The sequence below is a fragment of the Bacillus paranthracis genome (genome assembly GCF_024296885.1).
GTDB lineage: Bacteria > Bacillota > Bacilli > Bacillales > Bacillaceae_G > Bacillus_A > Bacillus_A paranthracis.
The window spans coordinates 2900746-2918784 of the sequence record NZ_CP101135.1; the positions used below are offsets into that span (position 1 = coordinate 2900746).

The 18039-nt window shown below is 33.9% G+C and carries 13 protein-coding genes; 5 read left to right on the forward strand and 8 right to left on the reverse strand.

Annotated features, from left to right (window positions below):
• Positions 1-9: 9 nt before the first annotated feature.
• Both NLJ82_RS14895 and NLJ82_RS14900 read right to left on the reverse strand, forming a co-directional pair.
• Positions 10-1197: a Ger(x)C family spore germination protein gene (locus NLJ82_RS14895; protein ID WP_000052122.1), complete on the reverse strand. Its 1188-nt coding sequence runs from the start codon at positions 1195-1197 to the stop codon at positions 10-12.
• The gene (locus tag NLJ82_RS14900; RefSeq protein ID WP_041185180.1) at positions 1194-2786 is read right to left on the reverse strand and encodes a spore germination protein; all 1593 of its coding nucleotides are present in this window, start codon (positions 2784-2786) and stop codon (positions 1194-1196) included. The genes NLJ82_RS14895 and NLJ82_RS14900 overlap by 4 nt, the downstream gene beginning before the upstream one ends.
• 642 nt (positions 2787-3428) lie before the next feature.
• Here NLJ82_RS14900 and satA point away from each other — a divergent pair.
• Positions 3429-3986 (forward strand): streptothricin N-acetyltransferase SatA, encoded by a 558-nt coding sequence (gene satA, locus NLJ82_RS14905; RefSeq protein ID WP_001050472.1) that lies wholly within the window; start codon positions 3429-3431, stop codon positions 3984-3986.
• Positions 3987-4064: 78 nt separating this feature from the next.
• Here satA and menA read toward each other — a convergent pair whose 3' ends face one another.
• Complete coding sequence (menA, locus tag NLJ82_RS14910) at positions 4065-4976, reverse strand: 1,4-dihydroxy-2-naphthoate polyprenyltransferase (RefSeq protein ID WP_000536372.1); 912 nt, start codon at positions 4974-4976, stop codon at positions 4065-4067.
• Between the two features lie 306 nt (positions 4977-5282).
• On the reverse strand, positions 5283-6278 hold the full coding sequence (locus NLJ82_RS14915; RefSeq protein ID WP_000678139.1) for a CgeB family protein: 996 nt from the start codon (positions 6276-6278) through the stop codon (positions 5283-5285).
• A gap of 325 nt (positions 6279-6603) precedes the next feature.
• Here NLJ82_RS14915 and NLJ82_RS14920 point away from each other — a divergent pair, with 325 nt between their 5' ends.
• The 4 genes from NLJ82_RS14920 to NLJ82_RS14935 all read left to right on the forward strand — a co-directional run bounded on the left by NLJ82_RS14920 (position 6604) and on the right by NLJ82_RS14935 (position 11605).
• Positions 6604-7359 (forward strand): ABC transporter ATP-binding protein, encoded by a 756-nt coding sequence (locus NLJ82_RS14920; protein ID WP_000993160.1) that lies wholly within the window; start codon positions 6604-6606, stop codon positions 7357-7359.
• A 23-nt stretch (positions 7360-7382) separates the two neighbouring features.
• Positions 7383-9353 (forward strand): FtsX-like permease family protein, encoded by a 1971-nt coding sequence (locus tag NLJ82_RS14925; protein ID WP_000522532.1) that lies wholly within the window; start codon positions 7383-7385, stop codon positions 9351-9353.
• Between the two features lie 79 nt (positions 9354-9432).
• Positions 9433-11022, forward strand: coding sequence for an ATP-binding protein (locus tag NLJ82_RS14930; RefSeq protein WP_000761141.1), 1590 nt, complete (start codon positions 9433-9435; stop codon positions 11020-11022).
• Complete coding sequence (locus NLJ82_RS14935; RefSeq protein WP_136800478.1) at positions 11000-11605, forward strand: response regulator transcription factor; 606 nt, start codon at positions 11000-11002, stop codon at positions 11603-11605. Before NLJ82_RS14930 ends, NLJ82_RS14935 begins: the two co-directional genes overlap by 23 nt.
• Before the next feature lie 98 nt (positions 11606-11703).
• Here NLJ82_RS14935 and NLJ82_RS14940 read toward each other — a convergent pair whose 3' ends face one another.
• The 4 genes from NLJ82_RS14940 to NLJ82_RS14955 all read right to left on the reverse strand — a co-directional run bounded on the left by NLJ82_RS14940 (position 11704) and on the right by NLJ82_RS14955 (position 17993).
• Positions 11704-12303, reverse strand: coding sequence for a DJ-1/PfpI family protein (locus NLJ82_RS14940; protein WP_000701563.1), 600 nt, complete (start codon positions 12301-12303; stop codon positions 11704-11706).
• Positions 12304-12358: 55 nt separating this feature from the next.
• On the reverse strand, positions 12359-13342 hold the full coding sequence (locus NLJ82_RS14945) for a phosphotransferase (RefSeq protein WP_000680481.1): 984 nt from the start codon (positions 13340-13342) through the stop codon (positions 12359-12361).
• Positions 13343-13398: 56 nt separating this feature from the next.
• The gene (locus tag NLJ82_RS14950) at positions 13399-14229 is read right to left on the reverse strand and encodes a GNAT family N-acetyltransferase (RefSeq protein ID WP_000622598.1); all 831 of its coding nucleotides are present in this window, start codon (positions 14227-14229) and stop codon (positions 13399-13401) included.
• A gap of 293 nt (positions 14230-14522) precedes the next feature.
• Entirely contained in the window at positions 14523-17993 is a 3471-nt protein-coding gene (locus NLJ82_RS14955; RefSeq protein ID WP_041185225.1) for a glycosyl hydrolase family 95 catalytic domain-containing protein, read from the reverse strand.
• Positions 17994-18039 lie beyond the last annotated feature (46 nt).

The following is an 18039-nucleotide window of genomic DNA, read 5'->3' on the forward strand; positions in this document are numbered from 1 at the left end:
TATTCCTCCTTATTTTTTCATTTCGTTTTTCTTTAACTGCAACGGTGGTCCAGTCAGTCCTACTCTCCGAATAGTAAGCTTTGTATGAACAGAAACTTGCACTTTTCGAAATTGTTTACTCCAATTCTTTTTTAGCCCTTTCCATTCGGATGGATATTTTCGATGAATGGCTTCCCCAAATCCAAAGATATCGGTTCCGTATTGTTTTTGAACCTTTTTAATAGTTTGGAGAGCTTGCTTTTCAGATTGTTTTTCCAATACATGTTCTAAAAGAGTGATATTTTTTGGCTGCGAAAGATCTAAATTCGTATTATTCTCCTGAATTGTTCCTTCACCAGAAAAAACAATATCACACTTAATTGTGTCCCCTTGTATAGTAGGTATAATTTTTCTATTGATTTTTGTCATATATAAACTTGCACTACCATTTCCTTTAGAGGCGCTTGCTGTAACCGTCTGTTTACTTAAACGATTCACTATCCAAAGAGTAGTTAACCATTCCTGCATGTTTAAATACCCTATCAATTTGAAATCGTTGTTAAATATAGCACCGCCTACAATTTGAAACCCTTTGACCTCAGTTTTTCCTTTTTTATGAGACACATTTAGTTTAATAACGGGTAAAATCGGAGTGATTCCATCACTCGTACTAGCAATAAGAAAATGTAATAAAGACATATCTCCTAACGCCTCTATTTGCATATGCTCTTTCAGTGCCCCAAGTGCCGGGATAGATTCTAAGGGGATGGATGCTTTCAAAAACTCTTTTGCAGTATGCCCCTTTATTACAAACGCATCTGCTCGTAATCGAATGTCAGGATCGCGGCTATATGCATCTAAAACTGAAGCGAGGCCATTTTTAGCCATTTTTTCTCCAATCAATATTACACGCTGGTGCCCTCGAAAGATTTCTCTCGACATTTTTGTTTGCATCATTTGTACAGCTTCATGTGTATCCTTTCCAATTCCTGATTCTATAAAAACCGATTTTCCTGCATTACTTCTTCCGCTCTGTCCCATTCCCATTTTTGATGGGATAATAAACTGCGCACTAATTTCAACCTTATTATTCTTCGCTTGATCAAGTCCCCACCCTAATTCAATTGCCAGATCATTTAGCTCCGTACGATCCCAACATCCCGTCAAGAAGCATAATGAAACGACCAGTATCATAGAGAGCGCCTTGTGCAGACTCATTCTGTTCCCCCTCCCCGTTTCTCATCTGGCTTTTGTCCATCTGGAAAACGAACTTTCTCTTCACCAGATACCATTATTGGGCGGTGTGTCATATTCCAACGAGGCGTTCGGAGAAAAACATCCTTTAAATCACGCGGAGTCTGAGGCGCAACTGGACTTAAATACGGAATGCCAAAAGAACGAATGTTAGTTAAATGAATCAAAATCGCAAGGGTACTTATTGCTATACCGTATAGCCCAAGCATTCCTGCCAATAACAGCATAGGAAAGCGTAACATCCGGTAAGCTGTTCCTAAGTTGTAGCGCGGGAACGCAAATGACGCAATACCGGTTGTCGCCACAACAATAACTAAAGGTGCGGAAATAATACCTGCTTGCACAGCAGCTTGCCCGATAACAAGTGCCCCCACAATGCTAACTGCTGATCCAACGGGTTTTGGTAACCGAACGCCCGCTTCCCTCAAACCTTCAAATAAAAATTCCATCATTAGTGCTTCTATAACAGCAGGAAAAGGAATACCTTCTCGCGCAGCTGCAATACTAATAAGCAAATTTGTCGGAATTAATTTCGGATGAAAAGTTGTAATAGCAACATAGAGAGACGGAAGAAATAATGAAATATTAATTAATATTAAACGTATCCATCGAACAAAAGTCGTGTAGATGGAGCGCTCATAATAATCCTCCGCTGCTTGCAAACCCGTCCAAAATGTCATCGGAACGATTAAAACGAAAGGTGTATTATCGACTAAAATGGCGACTTTCCCTTCTAATAAACTTGCACAAACCGCGTCTGGTCGCTCGGTATTTTGAATTTGCGGAAAGGGAGAAAAGGGTTGATCCTCGATAAACTCTTCAATAAAAGCTGACTCCAACACCCCATCAATTTGAATTCGCTTTACCCTTTGGCGAACTTCATCCAAAACCGAATCGGGTGCAATGCCCTCAATATAGGCAATTACCACATCTGTCTGTGATAATTCCCCAATCGAATAAGGTTCCATTTTTAGTCTTTGACTCCGAATCCTTCGGCGAATTAGGCTCGTATTCACCCTTAACGTTTCGGTAAATCCGTCCCGAGGGCCACGAACAGAAATCTCGGCAGCCGGTTCTTCAATACCTCGTTTTTCAAACCCTTTTAAATCAGCGACTAGAGCTTGACTCTCTCCTTCTGTTAAAATGACGATATTCGCTTTCAATATCGCTTCTATAACCTCATGAACTTTTGAAATCGTCTTTACTTGAGAAACCGCAATAAGCTGTTTTTGTATAATTTCTCCTACCGAATCCTCACTCTTTACTCCACTAGGCAAACCTTCAAACATCATTGGTTTGAAAACAACTTGTTCCACAATCTTAGTGTCAACTAATCCATCTATATAAATAAAAAGAATTTCAGTTTGACTATTTATGAGAAGTGGACGAAATACAATATCGGAACAATTTTCAAAAACTTGTCTCAAAACTTCTTCATTCGCACATACACTCTGCTTGAGTTCACACTCTTGATCATGTTGGATCTGCATACTTGCACTCTCAAGTTCCTGAATATCTTTTCTCAAACGATTTCTACTAAGTTTTTTCATCATACTACCCCATTTATCGAATGGTTTATGTTTTTATACTTGAACTTTAGTGTTAGTGATTTCTTGACAGAAAAGCTTTAGAAACCGTTCCACCACATGGTTTTTGGGTCAGTAATCATTTGGCTAGAAAACAACAGGAAAATATCCCCTCTATATCCTTCTTAAAATCTCCTTACACATGAAAATTATTCAATTTTTTCTATAAGTTAGTTATTCTAAAGTGTGGTATCCAAAAAGTAACTTGTAACTGATGAGTTGTTAAATTGGTACTAATACACTTATGGAAACGAGCCCAAAAAGCATGCTCTGAAGAAAGATAAATCAGAACATGCTCTGAATTGATTTAATGGAATCACTCTTTTAGAAAAGAACTAAGATCATTTCTTTAATCCTTCTTTCACTAAAATACTCTTTAATGAAATCATCTCATTTTTTAGTAACCCTGTTGATACTATATGATTTTTCTGGAAGTTTAATTGAAAATAATCCGCTTCATTTTAAACAATATTTTCATACTAGCATGCTAGTATAAAGATAAAATACAGAGATAGCCTTACCATTGAAATTCTATTATAATTTTGTAATCGCAATTCATTTGAATCAAATAAAAAATCAGAAGAAATAATATTATTGGGAGGTACTCCGATGAACCTTTTAATTAGAAAGTTAGAAAAAAATGATGTAGGCAATTTCCCGGAGATTGATGATAGTTTTATAGTGAATGCTCGGTTAATTCTTTCTCTTTCCAAAGTAAATAGACGCATAGAATATACAGTAGAAGACGTTCCGCGTTATGAAAAAAGTTATTTGCAAAATCAATATGATAATGAAGCACTTGCTTACAATGACTATATAAATAAACCGAATCAAGTAATTTACATAGCACTGTTACATAACCAAATCATCGGATTCATAGTATTGAAAAAGAATTGGAATCACTATACTTACATAGAAGATATAACAGTGGATAAAAAATATCGTACACTCGGAGTTGGTAAAAGATTAGTTGACCAAGCAAAGAATTGGGCAAAAGAAGGCAATATGCCCGGGATCATGCTTGAAACGCAAAATAATAATGTCGCAGCATGTAAATTTTATGAAAAATGTGGATTTGTAATTGGTGGATTTGATTTTCTTATTTATAAAGGTTTGGATATGACAAATGATGAAGTTGCAATGTATTGGTATTTTCATTTCAAATGAAACTGTTTTTAACATGAAGCAAAGTCAAAATAAAACCCCCAGTTTCTAAATTAAAATTGAGAAACTGGGGGTTTTTATTTAAAACAAGTAACTTATTAGTAATCCTGCTGATAATAAGAAGCCGAAAATCGTATTTGTCATCGCTGTTGATTTCATGGCGATGCGCATATATCCGGGATCCTTTGCACCTTTTTGGAAACTTTGAATTGCAGATATTGGTTTTCTCAAACCTAGGAACATAACTAATGCCCAAGGGCTTATATAACCCATTAATACAATTACCGCAATCCATAAATAAGCAACGAAAAAGGCTACAGCTAGTGTTACTACAGCTTTTTCTCTGCCAAGGAGGATTACTAATGTCTTTCTTCCACCTTTAATATCTTCTTCGATATCTCGGATGTTATTTGACATGTTGATTGCACCGACTAAAATTCCAATTGGAATGGAAATCAATACACTTTCAGTCGTTATCGTATTCGTTTGAATAAAGAAGGCAATAAGTACAAAGCATGTCCCCATTAACAAGCCAGAAACTAATTCTCCAAACGGAGTGTACGCAATTGGTAATGGACCACCTGTATATAAATAGCCAACCGCCATTCCGATTAAACCGATGACGACTAACCACCAGCTACTATTCATACAAATATAAATTCCGATAAGTGCAGCTAGTACATACAATAAAAGTGCGACTGTTAACACATTTTTTGGTTTCAATCCATGACGGACAATTCCGCCACCAATTCCAACAGAATCAGCTGTATCTAATCCACGTTTGAAATCATAGTACTCATTAAATAAGTTCGTCGCTATTTGCAATGCTAAACATGCAACCATCATCGCAATAAATAAAAGCCAATCAATTTTGGCAACATAAAGTGATGCCACTGTTCCTAAAATTACAGGAGAAAACGTCGCCGTTAACGTATGCGGGCGCGTCATCTTCCATATTAATTTAGCGGAACTAATTTCTTTTTCTGTCCCCATAACTCTGTTCAATCTCCCTACATTTAAGTATAAATTACTAGCAGTATCTTTCTATCTGTTTTCTGCCACGCATCCATTATATCAAAAAATGAATTGGTAATAGAACTGTAATGCTCTTGCTTATCTCTCCATCACTCTTAAATTCAGTTTTTCAAAAGAAAGCCCGTTGCTCGCATTCGAACAACGGACCTTTTTTATATGAACCAATTTAAAACATCCTCAGTAATCTCTTCTGGTCTATCCCTGTGCATTAAACGCTTATCTTCAAGTATAATCGATGCTATTTCATGTAAGTTGATGGTTAGACTACATCTTCACGCCCCTCAAATTAATATAGTTTAATAATTGTATGATTCGTTTATCATATGTGTGGTGTTTCAAGGTCCTATCCAGCCCATTTTTTGCTATACGTTTTCTTTCTTGTACATGTTCCAAATAATACTCTGTTTTTTGTATAAACTCCGATGCACTATTAAAAGTTTCTATTTCAACACCTGGTATGTAATGTTTTGCTATATCTGGACGTATATCAGTTAATTGAAAAGAACCTACGGCATTAATTTCAAACGTCCTATTATTTACGGAATACGCTTGAATATTTGCAGAGTTACAATTCAATTCCTGATCAATTAGTGAACGATGCAAATTTATATTGATTTTAGTAGATACGTAAAAATGTAACGCATCTTCATACTTTGCAAGTGGCAAGAGTTGTATTTTATCCTTTAATCTTTCATAATTCTTTAACTTCTCCCAACCGAATCCTACAATTTTTATGTTCTTCCCTACTAAATACTCTGCAATCGAATCAACAAAGTGAATTCTATTTTCAAATGCTGTACCTATAAAACTAAGGTCATACTTATATGTATCTTCTTTAAGAGAAGGTTTAAACACATCTTGATTTGCTGCTAACGGGAGATGAAATACATTCTTACATCCTATCGCCGTATAAAACTTGATACAATTTAAATCTTGCGTAAATATGTAGTCATAAAACGGAACAACGTTTTGTGTTACATCCGTATAATAAGGATCGTCTGTTAGCCAAAGCCCAGTAGTAAACCCTGCCTTTTTTAAGAATGGCATAATATGATTAAATTCTTCACTTAAACCGCTTAATACCAAAATAAAATCTGGTTTCATTTTTAACGCGGTTTTTATAGCTTTTTCTGGACTCACCATACTTGTATCGCTGTTTATCTTTTGTAAACTATTCAAAATTGCTGCTTCGATCATTGGATAATAAAAAGGAATTCCTGATTGAATAAATAAAATTTTCTTAGGAGTATTACCTTTCATGTCACTTCCCCCTATTTCTACATAATCAAAGCGCACGAAAATTAGCAGTCTTTATTCATTTTCATGACCTCTTACTTTACATGTATAAGCACCGTTTATGTCCATTATGTTGAACTTCCCTCATTTTATAGGTAATGGGATTTTGGAAGGTGATGTTTCTTTTATTCATACTCCCTATCATGATGTATCTATATTTTTTATCATTTACACAATTTCGTAATACAAAGTAACAGCATATGAGTACAAAATTGCGCTTTTTACTCATGCGTCTTTTTATATCAAAAGATACACTTCATATATAAACAGATGAAAAGGAGTAAATAAAATGAATGCATTAGTATCTGCAAGGAATGTGACAAAAATTTATAACAAGAATCAATTACCAGGGATTAATAAAGTTTCTTTTGATATTTTAGCGGGTGAGTTTGTGGGGATTATGGGGGCCTCTGGATCCGGAAAAACAACTTTATTAAATATTTTATCCACTATCGACACACCTACAGAGGGCGATGTTTTTATAAACGGGATTAATATCCAAACGCTCAACAATAATAAATCTGCTGATTTTAGGAAGGATTACTTAGGGTTTATTTTTCAAGAGTATTTTTTACTTAATAGTTTAACCGTAAAGGAAAATATTGCTGTTCCACTTACTCTGTTAAAAAAATCTCCAAAGGAAATTGAATCGACAATAGAAAATTTAGCAAAGCGTTTTGGGATATTTGAGCAATTAAGCAAGTATCCTAGTCAATTATCGGGTGGACAAAAACAAAGGGTTGCAGCTGCAAGAGCTCTTGCAAAGCAGCCTAGTATTTTATTTGCAGATGAACCTACAGGCGCGTTAGATTCAAATTCTGCAACAGAACTACTTCAAAAATTAAAAGAGGTAAATGAGGAACTTCAAACTACCATTTTAATGGTAACTCATGATGCCTATGCAGCCAGTTTTTCTAGTAGAATTTTAATATTCAAAGACGGAAACATTATAAAAGACTTAAAGAAAAATAAACAAAATAGAAAAGAATTTTTCGAAGAAATATTAAAAGAAATCTCTAAAATTGATGAAAATCGATATAACTAGAAATATGAAAGGAAGATTGAACTGTGGGATTATTTACAATCGCAAAAAAGAATTTAAAAAATAACTTCTCCTTCTATTCATTCTATTTTATTTCAGTAGCTTTTGTACTGATGGTATTTTTCTCCTTTATCTCTTTTTCCATGAACGATATTGTCATGGAAAAGATTTCGTCTGATGGTAGAGTAGAAACGATGTCAAAAACGGTGGCGATCTTTGTTATGGCATTTGTACTATTCTATATGTCATACTCTAATACATTTTTTATGAAAAAAAGAATGAACGAACTCGGCATTTACTCCCTTTTAGGATATAGAAAATCAACGATGCTAAAACTGTTAACTTTTGAAAATATTATCATTTGCTTTGCTGCCCTATTTGTAGGAATTATTTTTGGTGCTATTGCTCATAAAGGAATTGTAGGAGCTATAATCAAAATATTAAAATTACAAATCGATACTTCTAAAGTATCATTTATTAACCTTGATGCAGTACTATTCACCTTTGCTTTTATCTTTGCTGTTCTTTTTGTTTTATCTTTATCAAATTGGATTATTCTTCGAAAAAGTTCCTTACTAACTTTAGTACGTATGGAACAAAAAGAAGATAAAAAGATAAAAATCAATACAGTTTTTTCACTACTAGGATTATTTTTCATTTTAATTGGCTATTTCTTAGCAATCGATATTACAAGGGGCACGAACTCTTTGTGGAAAACAATTGGCTTTTCTCCAATCGCTCTCTTAACGATGTTCAGTGTAATATTAGGGACGATCTTCTTTATTCATTCATTTTTACCATATGCGATTCAACAGCTAAAGAAAAATAAAATATGGTTTTATAAAGAATCCAATATTATCGTCATCCCAAACTTTATATTTAAAATTCGTTCAAAAGCAAAAACTTTCATTTTATTAACCTTATTAACCGCAGGAACTTTAGCTATATTCAGTTCTACTCTACTGACTCTTTACTATCCTGTTGCCGCTACAGAACGGATCGTACCTTCAGCTATCGAGTTTCCTTTAGACGATAAGGACGTAACCAATAAAGCACTACAAACTGTACAAAATACTGTCGGTAAAGAAAATACAAGATATACAGAAACAACCATTATTAACGGGAAATCTAATTCTGATAATTTACCGAAAGAATATCGTATAAAAAAGGAACACGGATTTGACCTTATCTCTGAGTCAGATTACAGAAAGTTAATACATATTCAAGATAAAAATGTAGAATTTAATCATCTAGCTAAAAATGAAAGCATCCTAGTAAAATATCGACCTGAAAAAGAAAATCTAGATAAAGGGAAAATATATACTTTAAATTTAACGCCTACAACTAATATAGATATTAAAGTAAAAGACACTACATTACTTAATTCAATTGGATTTGCAAATAGTGTCGCAACACTTATTATCTCAGATCAACTTTATAAAGAAATAAAAGCTTTAGAATTACCCGAAAAAATGATAGTGAGTTTTAATGGATTAGATATGAGGAATAATAAAGCAGTTTATGAAAACTTAGCTCCACTATTTAAAAATAATAGTTATTTTACAAGCAGTTACCAGAAAAATGATTATATTATTCAGCAAAATAGCTCAACATTCTTGCTCATTAGTTTTGTTACTATCATCTTCTTTATTGCAACAGGCAGTATTCTCTATTTCCATAACCTTTCAAGTATGATGGCAAATAAAAATGAATTTATTATTTTAAATAGAATGGGCTATAACAAAAAGAAGATAAAAAGAATAATAAGTAAAGAAATTTTCACCTTGTTTAGCATTCCTTACATAATAGGATTAGCACATAGTATCTTTGCATTAATAGCTTATAAGACTGCTTTAATGGATGACCTATTAGGAAAAAGTAGTGCGTTTATATTACCGATTCTTTTTGCAATATTTATTTTTACTGTTGTATATATCGTTTATTATTTGTTAACAAAAAGAGCATGTTATAAAATTATATTTAACAATAAAAAGTAAAAAACTATAAATAAAGCTGATGATAAATAAAAAAACATCAGCTTTATCTGTATGTAATCTAACAAAGGTAAGTGATTTTATGAAAAAGTACTATGAGCAAAAACAAATTTTAATTTTAATTAACCAACTTTGTATGATTATTTTTCTATGCTACGAATTTTCGATAGACAATATTATAGGAACAGCAAAATTACTCCCTTTACTGCTTATAACGGTCATGTCCATTTATGGATCATATATTAGTTTTATCAACTTAAAAAACAATACTCTATTATCACAGTTTTCTAGTTTACTACTTTTTACTTCTTGGCAGTTTTTACTTACACTGAACGATGAACCAATTTTTCGTGCATTCAGCACACTACTAAGTGTATTCATTCTATATAAAATCGTGCAATTTATACTCCTATTCTTTTTCCAAGATTCTATTTATAGTTATAAGAAAGAAAAAGATTGGATTTTACGAGTTACATGTTTACTTACATTAGGTGCATATTTAATAAACGATAGAATATTTTCTGTTCTATTTTTATTTCAATGGCTTATCAGTGTTAGTTGGATTACTTTTCTATTCCTACAACATCACAAACGAATTAAATTTGTTTTTAAAAGTGAAAAAAAGCATTTACTTACATCTACTACGATTCTTATCTTCCCCTTTATCATATATGTTACGTTATTTGGGAGGAGTCCCGAATATGTAAATAATTTAGGATGGTACACAATAATTCTGTTCCCCCTATTTAGTATTCATGCAATTGCTTTTAAAAATCATATATCTATGAAACAATATTTCCCCTTAAAAAAAAGTGCAATTGCTTTTATGTTTGTATGCATTTTTATTTTTATGAGTTCACTTGGAGTACTATTTCAATTTAATATGATTACTTATTTCATTTTTATACATACAATTATTTGGTTCGTTCAGCTTTATTTCACATTATTATTTCAAGACACCAAAAACACTATTTCAAATTTGAATACAAAAGAATTGAAAACTTTACCCGACAGTTCTTATATTCATAACTTAGTACAAATAGTGAAAGAAGAACAATTAAAAAGTGGATTTTCTAATTATTTACATGATGAAATACTACAAGACATATTAGCTGTTAAAAATATGATGAACAAATCTAACAAAAAAGAAATTCATGATATGATCGTAGCGACACTGGATAACTTAAGTCATACAATACGAATTGAAATGCAAGAGTATCATCCAACTCTATTAAAAACACTTACATTAAAAGAAAATTATCGTAATTTACTTTTAATGATACAAAAAAAATATGAAACGAAACATGTTAATATATCCTTTACGTGTAATAACGACTTGTTTTTAGTAGAACCTTATCACCTTGTTGTATATCGAATATTAAAAGAACTAGTAACGAATGCATTCAAACATTCAAATTGTTCAAAGTTACATTTACATTTAGTACAAGAAGATGGGGAAATAAAACTTGTTGTGAAAGATAATGGCAAAGGTCTAACAACTACCGAAGCAGATATTTTGAATGGTCATAAAGGATTGAATTCGATTAAAGAACAGCTATTTTTATTAAATGGTAAAATGACCATTTCAAATAGTAACCCTTCTGGTTTATGCATTACTATTATCATTCCTATGAAAGGAGACGATTCCTATAAACATTTTATTAATAGATGATCATGCTTTGTTTGCTAAAAGCTTGGAAATAGCCTTAGAAGATTATCCTGAAATAGATGAATTCCGTTCATTACAAAATGTTGAAAATGTCGTTACAATTATCAACCAGTTTAAACCAGATATTATTTTATTAGATATTAATTTAAGCAATATAAGTAGTGAAGATGGTTTAGAAATAGCAAAAATAATATTGGATAGTAAATGTGATACAAAAATTGTTATATTAACCGGTTATGATTTACCTGTTTACCAGTATGAAGCTCAAAAACTAGGTGTAAGTGGTTTTATTAATAAAAATATTTTACCTGAAGTATTGGTGAAAGTACTGCACGATATTAATAAAGGCGCATCTCATTTTCCAACCCCTACAGAAACAATTGAAGAATTGACTCATAGTGAAAAACAAATTTTACAATTACTATGCGATGGCTATAAGCGCAAAGAAATCGCTTCTATGTTATACGCTAGCGAACGTACAATTTCTAATCACATTCAACACATATTTGATAAATTAAATGTTTCATCTTCCTTGGAAGCTGTCACAAAGGGAATAAAGTTAGGTTATATTCAGCCAAATTATTAAACATAGAAAATGAACATATAAAAGAAAGAGCCTACTCGTATGAATTGGCTCTTTCTCTTTTACAATATCTACAAAAATATGATTAAGCGAATAAAAAATCACTTCCAAACAACACCTCGCCTCTCATATTCCATTCGATATTCAACAGCGGCTGCAATTTTAGAACTTGCGAACTTTTCCGTAATCCAAAGTCCTAAATCAATTCCTGAAGTAACTCCTCTTGCAGTTATAATATCGCCTTGATCCACAATTCTGTAAGGAAGAAGTTCCGCTCCATATTTACTCATTTCACTCTGCGCCAAATGATGCATTGTTGCCTTTTTATCATTCAATATACAGGACGCGGCTAGTAGCATACCTCCTGTACAAACTCCCGCAACAATCGTTCCTTCATTGTGCATCTCTTTAATCATTTTAGTCAAAGTACCAAGCCCTGCTTGTTTTCGTGCTCCATGCTCTGCTTTATGATTCCAGCCACCACCAGGTACAATTAACAAATCTGGACGATTATTCATTCGTAAAAAATCATGTGATTTAACTGTAACTCCAAACGAAGTAGTAACTTCTTGTTTTCGTTCACTTGAAACGAATTCAACCGTAAATGGAGCTCCTTCTTCTATTGCTCTTTTCAGTACTTCAAAAGGTGCAAAAGAGACGAGCTCTCCGAATCCATCAAACAAAACAATTTGTATTTTCATTTTTAGAACACCTCATATGGTTTCTTATTTGAATCCCAAATTAGGAGAATACATGTTATATACAAATTAATAATGAAGATAGTCTTTCTCCCCTCACTCTATAAACTTCCAAATGTTCTTCTAATTCCCTCTCATCACTTATTACACTTAGCGTTTTCTTCACAAAATTCCAATTCAAACTACCAGATAGCCAAAGTAATGAAGATAGTCTTTTATAATCATTTGATGTTACAATATTATGAGCCTTATATCCTTCTAAAAATTCACTAGCAACACTTGAACATACTTCATGCGAATGTATTCCTTCTGTTCGAGAATACCACTTTAGTAAAAAGGCTAGTCCTTCAATACGATCAACATATCCAATCGATTCGACATCTACAATTCCTTTTACCTGCTCACTTGAGTCCCATAAAACATTCAAAGGATTTAAATCTGTCTGTACGATAAACTTTAATTCACTCGTATATGCACACTCTATATGATATGTAGCTAGATTTATATACTCCCGTAATTCTTTGCATGCACTTGCCTTACTTTCTAACATATGAATAAACTGGGCATACCCATCCAAATGTGATTTCTTTTGAAAAATCGAGCTTTGAAATGCGCAAGATATGTCATGAATCTTTCTTGATTCCTTTCCAAAGGCTTTTGCGATAGCTTCTGTACAATGTGTAATATGTTCTCCCTCAATCCAATTAGACAAGACAAATCGGTATTGTTCCTCATTCCAAGCGACAAGTGTAAATGGCTCTCCTGCCCTATTCTTATTTATCTGCATAAAAGGAATTCCATGTTCGCGTACATAATACGTAAACCATACTTGCTCTATCAGTTGTTCGTTTGATAACGCTCCAAAAGCTGGATTGATTGTTCGCTTGCTATTTATAAATCTTGCGGAATATCGCTTTCCATTTACGATAATTTTATAGTGTAAATCTGTATGCCAACTATTATTATGTAATTCTTCTTCCACTGCTAATGTATGAATTTCTTTAAAATAATTTATTAATACGTCTTTTATTATGTGTTTCATCCTATTCTCCTTACATGTAAAAATCCTCGATGATAGGTTTGTAAAATACACTTAATTTACTCAAAAGGAAAATAATATCCTACGTAATTAAACACATTTGTAAACCCTACATTTTCCACAACTGCGATAGAAGACTTGTTCAATTCCATACAGTCCCAATATGGAGTAATGTCATTCTCCAAACAATCTTTCACAAAACTATGAGCTATCGTTTGAGCTAATTTTCTCCCCTGGTGCTCTTCTATTGTTTCAATATCTATACAGTGTATATTTTCAAATACAAATCCTGAAAAACAAACACTCACAATTAGATCACCATAAACAATGCAATAACCGATTCCTTCATTGAAAAAACAATCTGGTGAAGACCAAAACTCTAAAATTTTTGATTGTAAAAAATCAATGTTCTTAAATGTGTTATTATTATTTTCATAGAGAGCTTTACTCATTTTTAGCACAGTATATCCCTGTTCAAATTTAGGCTCATGATGATTTTTATAATCCTCTTTTCTTAGCATATACACTCTTTGATTCCAACTCTTTAAGTTACGGTGCTGAAATATTCTTTCAATTGTTTTGTTCCACTTTGAATGATTACCGATTCCTTCAAAACAATTTAGTCCAACCTTTTTCGCCTCAGGTTTTATTACATTATTAATAAGATGATTCATTTCTTTATTAAACTCTTCATTTTCAGCATTTCCAATAAAAAAGAAGCCATCATTATTGCCTAACCAAATAAGCCCCGAATTAGGGGAAGATATGTTATCTACAAATATACGACCAGGATTCACCCCTGCAATTACAGCTTTGACTTCTAATTGACCTCGTTCATTTATTAAACTACTACATTTATAAAAATCATTCTTGCTTAATTCAGAAATCATAAGTTAAACCACCTTTCCTAAACCAATCTATTCTAACTTTATCATTCCGTCAGAATATTCTCTATTTAATTTAGTGTTTTTTGTAAATCAATGTAGTCTATGTATAAAAAGAGTCAATCTCCTATGCAACAGAAGATTGACTCTTTCCTTTATTTATAAAAATTGTTTCATACATTGAAGCTCAGACTACTCTTTTTCCTACCAGATCATCAAATCCCAAATAAACATGTGAGGGTATAGTTGGGAACATATAATCGGTATGACGAAAAAGAGCACCTATTATTACATCATCCTTATTTAAAACTCAACCAAGCATCCGCCCAGTCCGCATGATCATTTCCGTTACCGTTACCTGCATCATCAACGACTAGTTTTAATTCTTTTTTACCTGTAAGGTCAACATCAACAAATTTTGCTGGCGTATTATAGTACATTGTACCGCTATTAAATACTTCGGCCCCATCAAGTAGCACTTTAAATACGACTGAACCGCCTTTACCACCAGGCTCCTGGTCGATTCCTACGTATGAATGAAATCGTTTGTAAGTTGAATTTGATATGTCGTACGTAATTTCTGACTTCGAATGCGTTCCGATTCCTTTTTTGTACGTAATCGGCCCTGTCGTTCCGAGTAATGAAATTGGATTTTTGTCGGTACTTTTATCCTTTTGAACCGTTGCCCAGCCAGCAGTTGCTTTTACCCATGAAATGTCACTAAGGTAGATGCCGCCGGAAGCAACTTGCACTTTCGTTGATGTTACCACCGCATTCCCCAATTTTACAGAAACTTCAACTTCTTTTACTCCTTTAAACTGGGATGGTGGCGTGATAACAAACGAATATGTTTCCTCTCCTCCTGCCGATAATTGAAAGTCTGTCGCTAATGGCTGTGCATTCCAGCCTTCTGGTAATTGTAATTCAATTTTTCCAGGTGTAACTTTTTCCTTTATTTCATTTTGGACCTTTACCTTTAATGTAGTCGAACCACCTTCACTACTAATTGGATATGGGTCAACATTTGCCGAAATTAGCTTTACTGCTGGCGTTACTTCTATTTGATTGGATTTACTAATCGTCCCGCTATCTGTAGTTACCTCCGCTTCAATGGAATACTTATTAGCAACTACATCAATAGGGACAGATAAATCTGCCTCAATTGTTTTCGATTTCCCTGGTTCAACGCCTTCAAAAGCTACTTGAATTGGCTTCACATTCCAGCTCTCTGGAGCCTTTACAACCACTTCTCCAGATGAAGATTTCAACGTACCAAAGTTTGATAAGTTTGCCTTTACCTTAACTGTATTTCCTGCTGTTACACTGCTGGGAGATTCTAGATCGAAACTAAGCATAGACTCAATTTTATACTTTTTACCTGCTTCCGTTTTAAATGAAATCGTATCGCCATCCTTCGTAAATGGCACCGGTGTATTCGTACCGACTCTTGTCACAGTAAACGATGTATTGAATATCGGACTTTTTAACTTTACATCGTTTCCATGATCAGAAGTCACCTGAATAACTGTAGGCGTGCCATTTTTCCAATCCGCATCAATCGTAAATGCACCGCGTGCTCTTAATCCTTTATAAGAACCGTCTTTCCAAGCCTTCGGAAGTGCAGGCAATAGTTGAATGGAGTCGGTATGGCTTTGAATTAACATTTCAGCAATTCCTGATGTTGCGCCAAAATTCCCATCAATTTGAAACGGCGGATGGGTATCAAATAAGTTGCTGAGCGTACTTCCAGTAAGTTGCCCTTGCAGGATTTTATACGCATGGTCACCATCTAACAAACGTGCCCATAAGTTAATTTTATTCGCTTTACTCCAGCCTGTTCCCTCGTCACCACGATGGTTTAAAGTAACTTTAGCTGCCTCTAGCCATTCTGGTGTATTGTGATTAATCATACTTCCCGGATATAGCGCAACTAACTGGGATATATGCCTATGCGTTTCGCCAGGGTCATCTATATCGTCCTTCCACTCTTGCACCTGACCATATCTACCAATTTGAATTGGCGGGAATAATTTATCCCTTTTCGCCTTTAACTCATCCCGAAATACATTATCAACCTGTAAAACTTCACTCGCTTCAATTACATTAGAGAACAATTCATATACTAACTGTTGGTCAAAGGCACATCCATTAGAAATGCCACCAAGCTCTGGAGACCAGCACGGAGAAACAACTAACTTCTTATTTTGATCTTCTACTAAAAACTTACTATGAAACACTGCCGCTTCTTTCAGTATCGGATAAATCTTTTCTTGTAAGTATTGTTTATCATCCGTAAACTTGTAATGCTCCCAAAGGTTTTGACCAATAAAGGCATTCGCACTAGGTGCCCATCCCCAGCCTAATCCCCATCCAGGCGCAGTAAATCCAAATGGATTATTCATCGTGTTAACGGTCCACCCGCCGCCTGTAACACCAAAATGTTTTTCTGCTGAAACCCTTCCCGGTTCTCTCAATGAATCAACATAATCCATTAATGGCTCAGCTGTTTCAGATAGATTTGTCACTTCTGCAGGCCAATAATTCATTTGCAAATTAATATTAAAATGATAATCACTTTCCCACGGTGGTGTGTTCGAATTATTCCATACTCCTTGTAAATTTGCAGGAAGCGTTCCTGGTCTTGAAGAAGAAATAAGCAAATATCTTCCATATTGGAAGAATAGTTCTTCTAAATACTTACTGTTTTCTTTACTGTAAGATGCTAGTAATTCATTTGTTGGAACGGATGGTTTTTCTCCTCCTAAATTTAAAGAAACACGATTAAATAAAGAGTAATAGTCTTTTATATGTGTATATTTTAAAACCTCATAACTCTTGTTAGAAATAGCGGACATAATTTTTTCAACCTTTTGATGTGGATCTTCCCCCTTATAACTCGGGTACTTATTTTCATAATCAGTAGCTGCAGTCATAATAATTGTTAAACTATCTGCATTTGCTACTTTAATTTTCCCATTCTCTGCTGTTAATGTACCGCCTTCATTTAGTACTTTAAATTCCGATTCATATTTCATTCCATTATTCGCTATTTGTCCTTTTATCGTGATTTTGTTATCTTTGGACGTTACTTGCCCTCCCTGTGCACTCGTTGGTCTAACATCTAATGAAAGCTGTTTCGATTCACTAGCAGTTAAACGCATGACCATAACGCGATCAGGGTAACTTGCAAAATATTCCCTATTATATTGAACACCTTTATAGTTATAGGACACCGTAGAAATTCCCTCATTTAAATTTAATTCCCTGCGATAATTGGAAAATGAAGACCCATCTGGCATATTAAAATCTAAGTATATGTCCCCGAAATTTTGATAGGAACCAAAGCCTTTTTGGAGACCTGTGAGAAATTGCGTAGATTCCCTTTCTGCTCCTGATTTATCACCTTTTGATAACTTTTCTCTAATGCTACCTAAGTGACTCGCTGCCCCATCACGATTCCCGTACGTATACTCACTTGTACTGCTTGGTCCGCCAGTCCAAAGCGTTTTTTCATTAAACTGAATACGTTCTTGTTGGACTCCACCAAAGACCATTCCACCCATATAGCCATTACCGATTGGCAATGCTTGTTTTTCCCAATCTTTTGCTGGCTCATTGTACCAAAGTGATAGTTTCTTTCCCTCTGGTTTTGGATTTTCAATCGTAATAGGTGCTGTTGCTTTTGCTTTACTAAACTCTCCAGTGCTTCCTAAAGAAAATAATAAAGTACTAAAAAGCAATCCCCCTGTTAATACGTTTCTCAGTTTCAAATTTCCATCCCCTTTTGAAAAGCGAATGTAAAATGTCCCCTTCTGC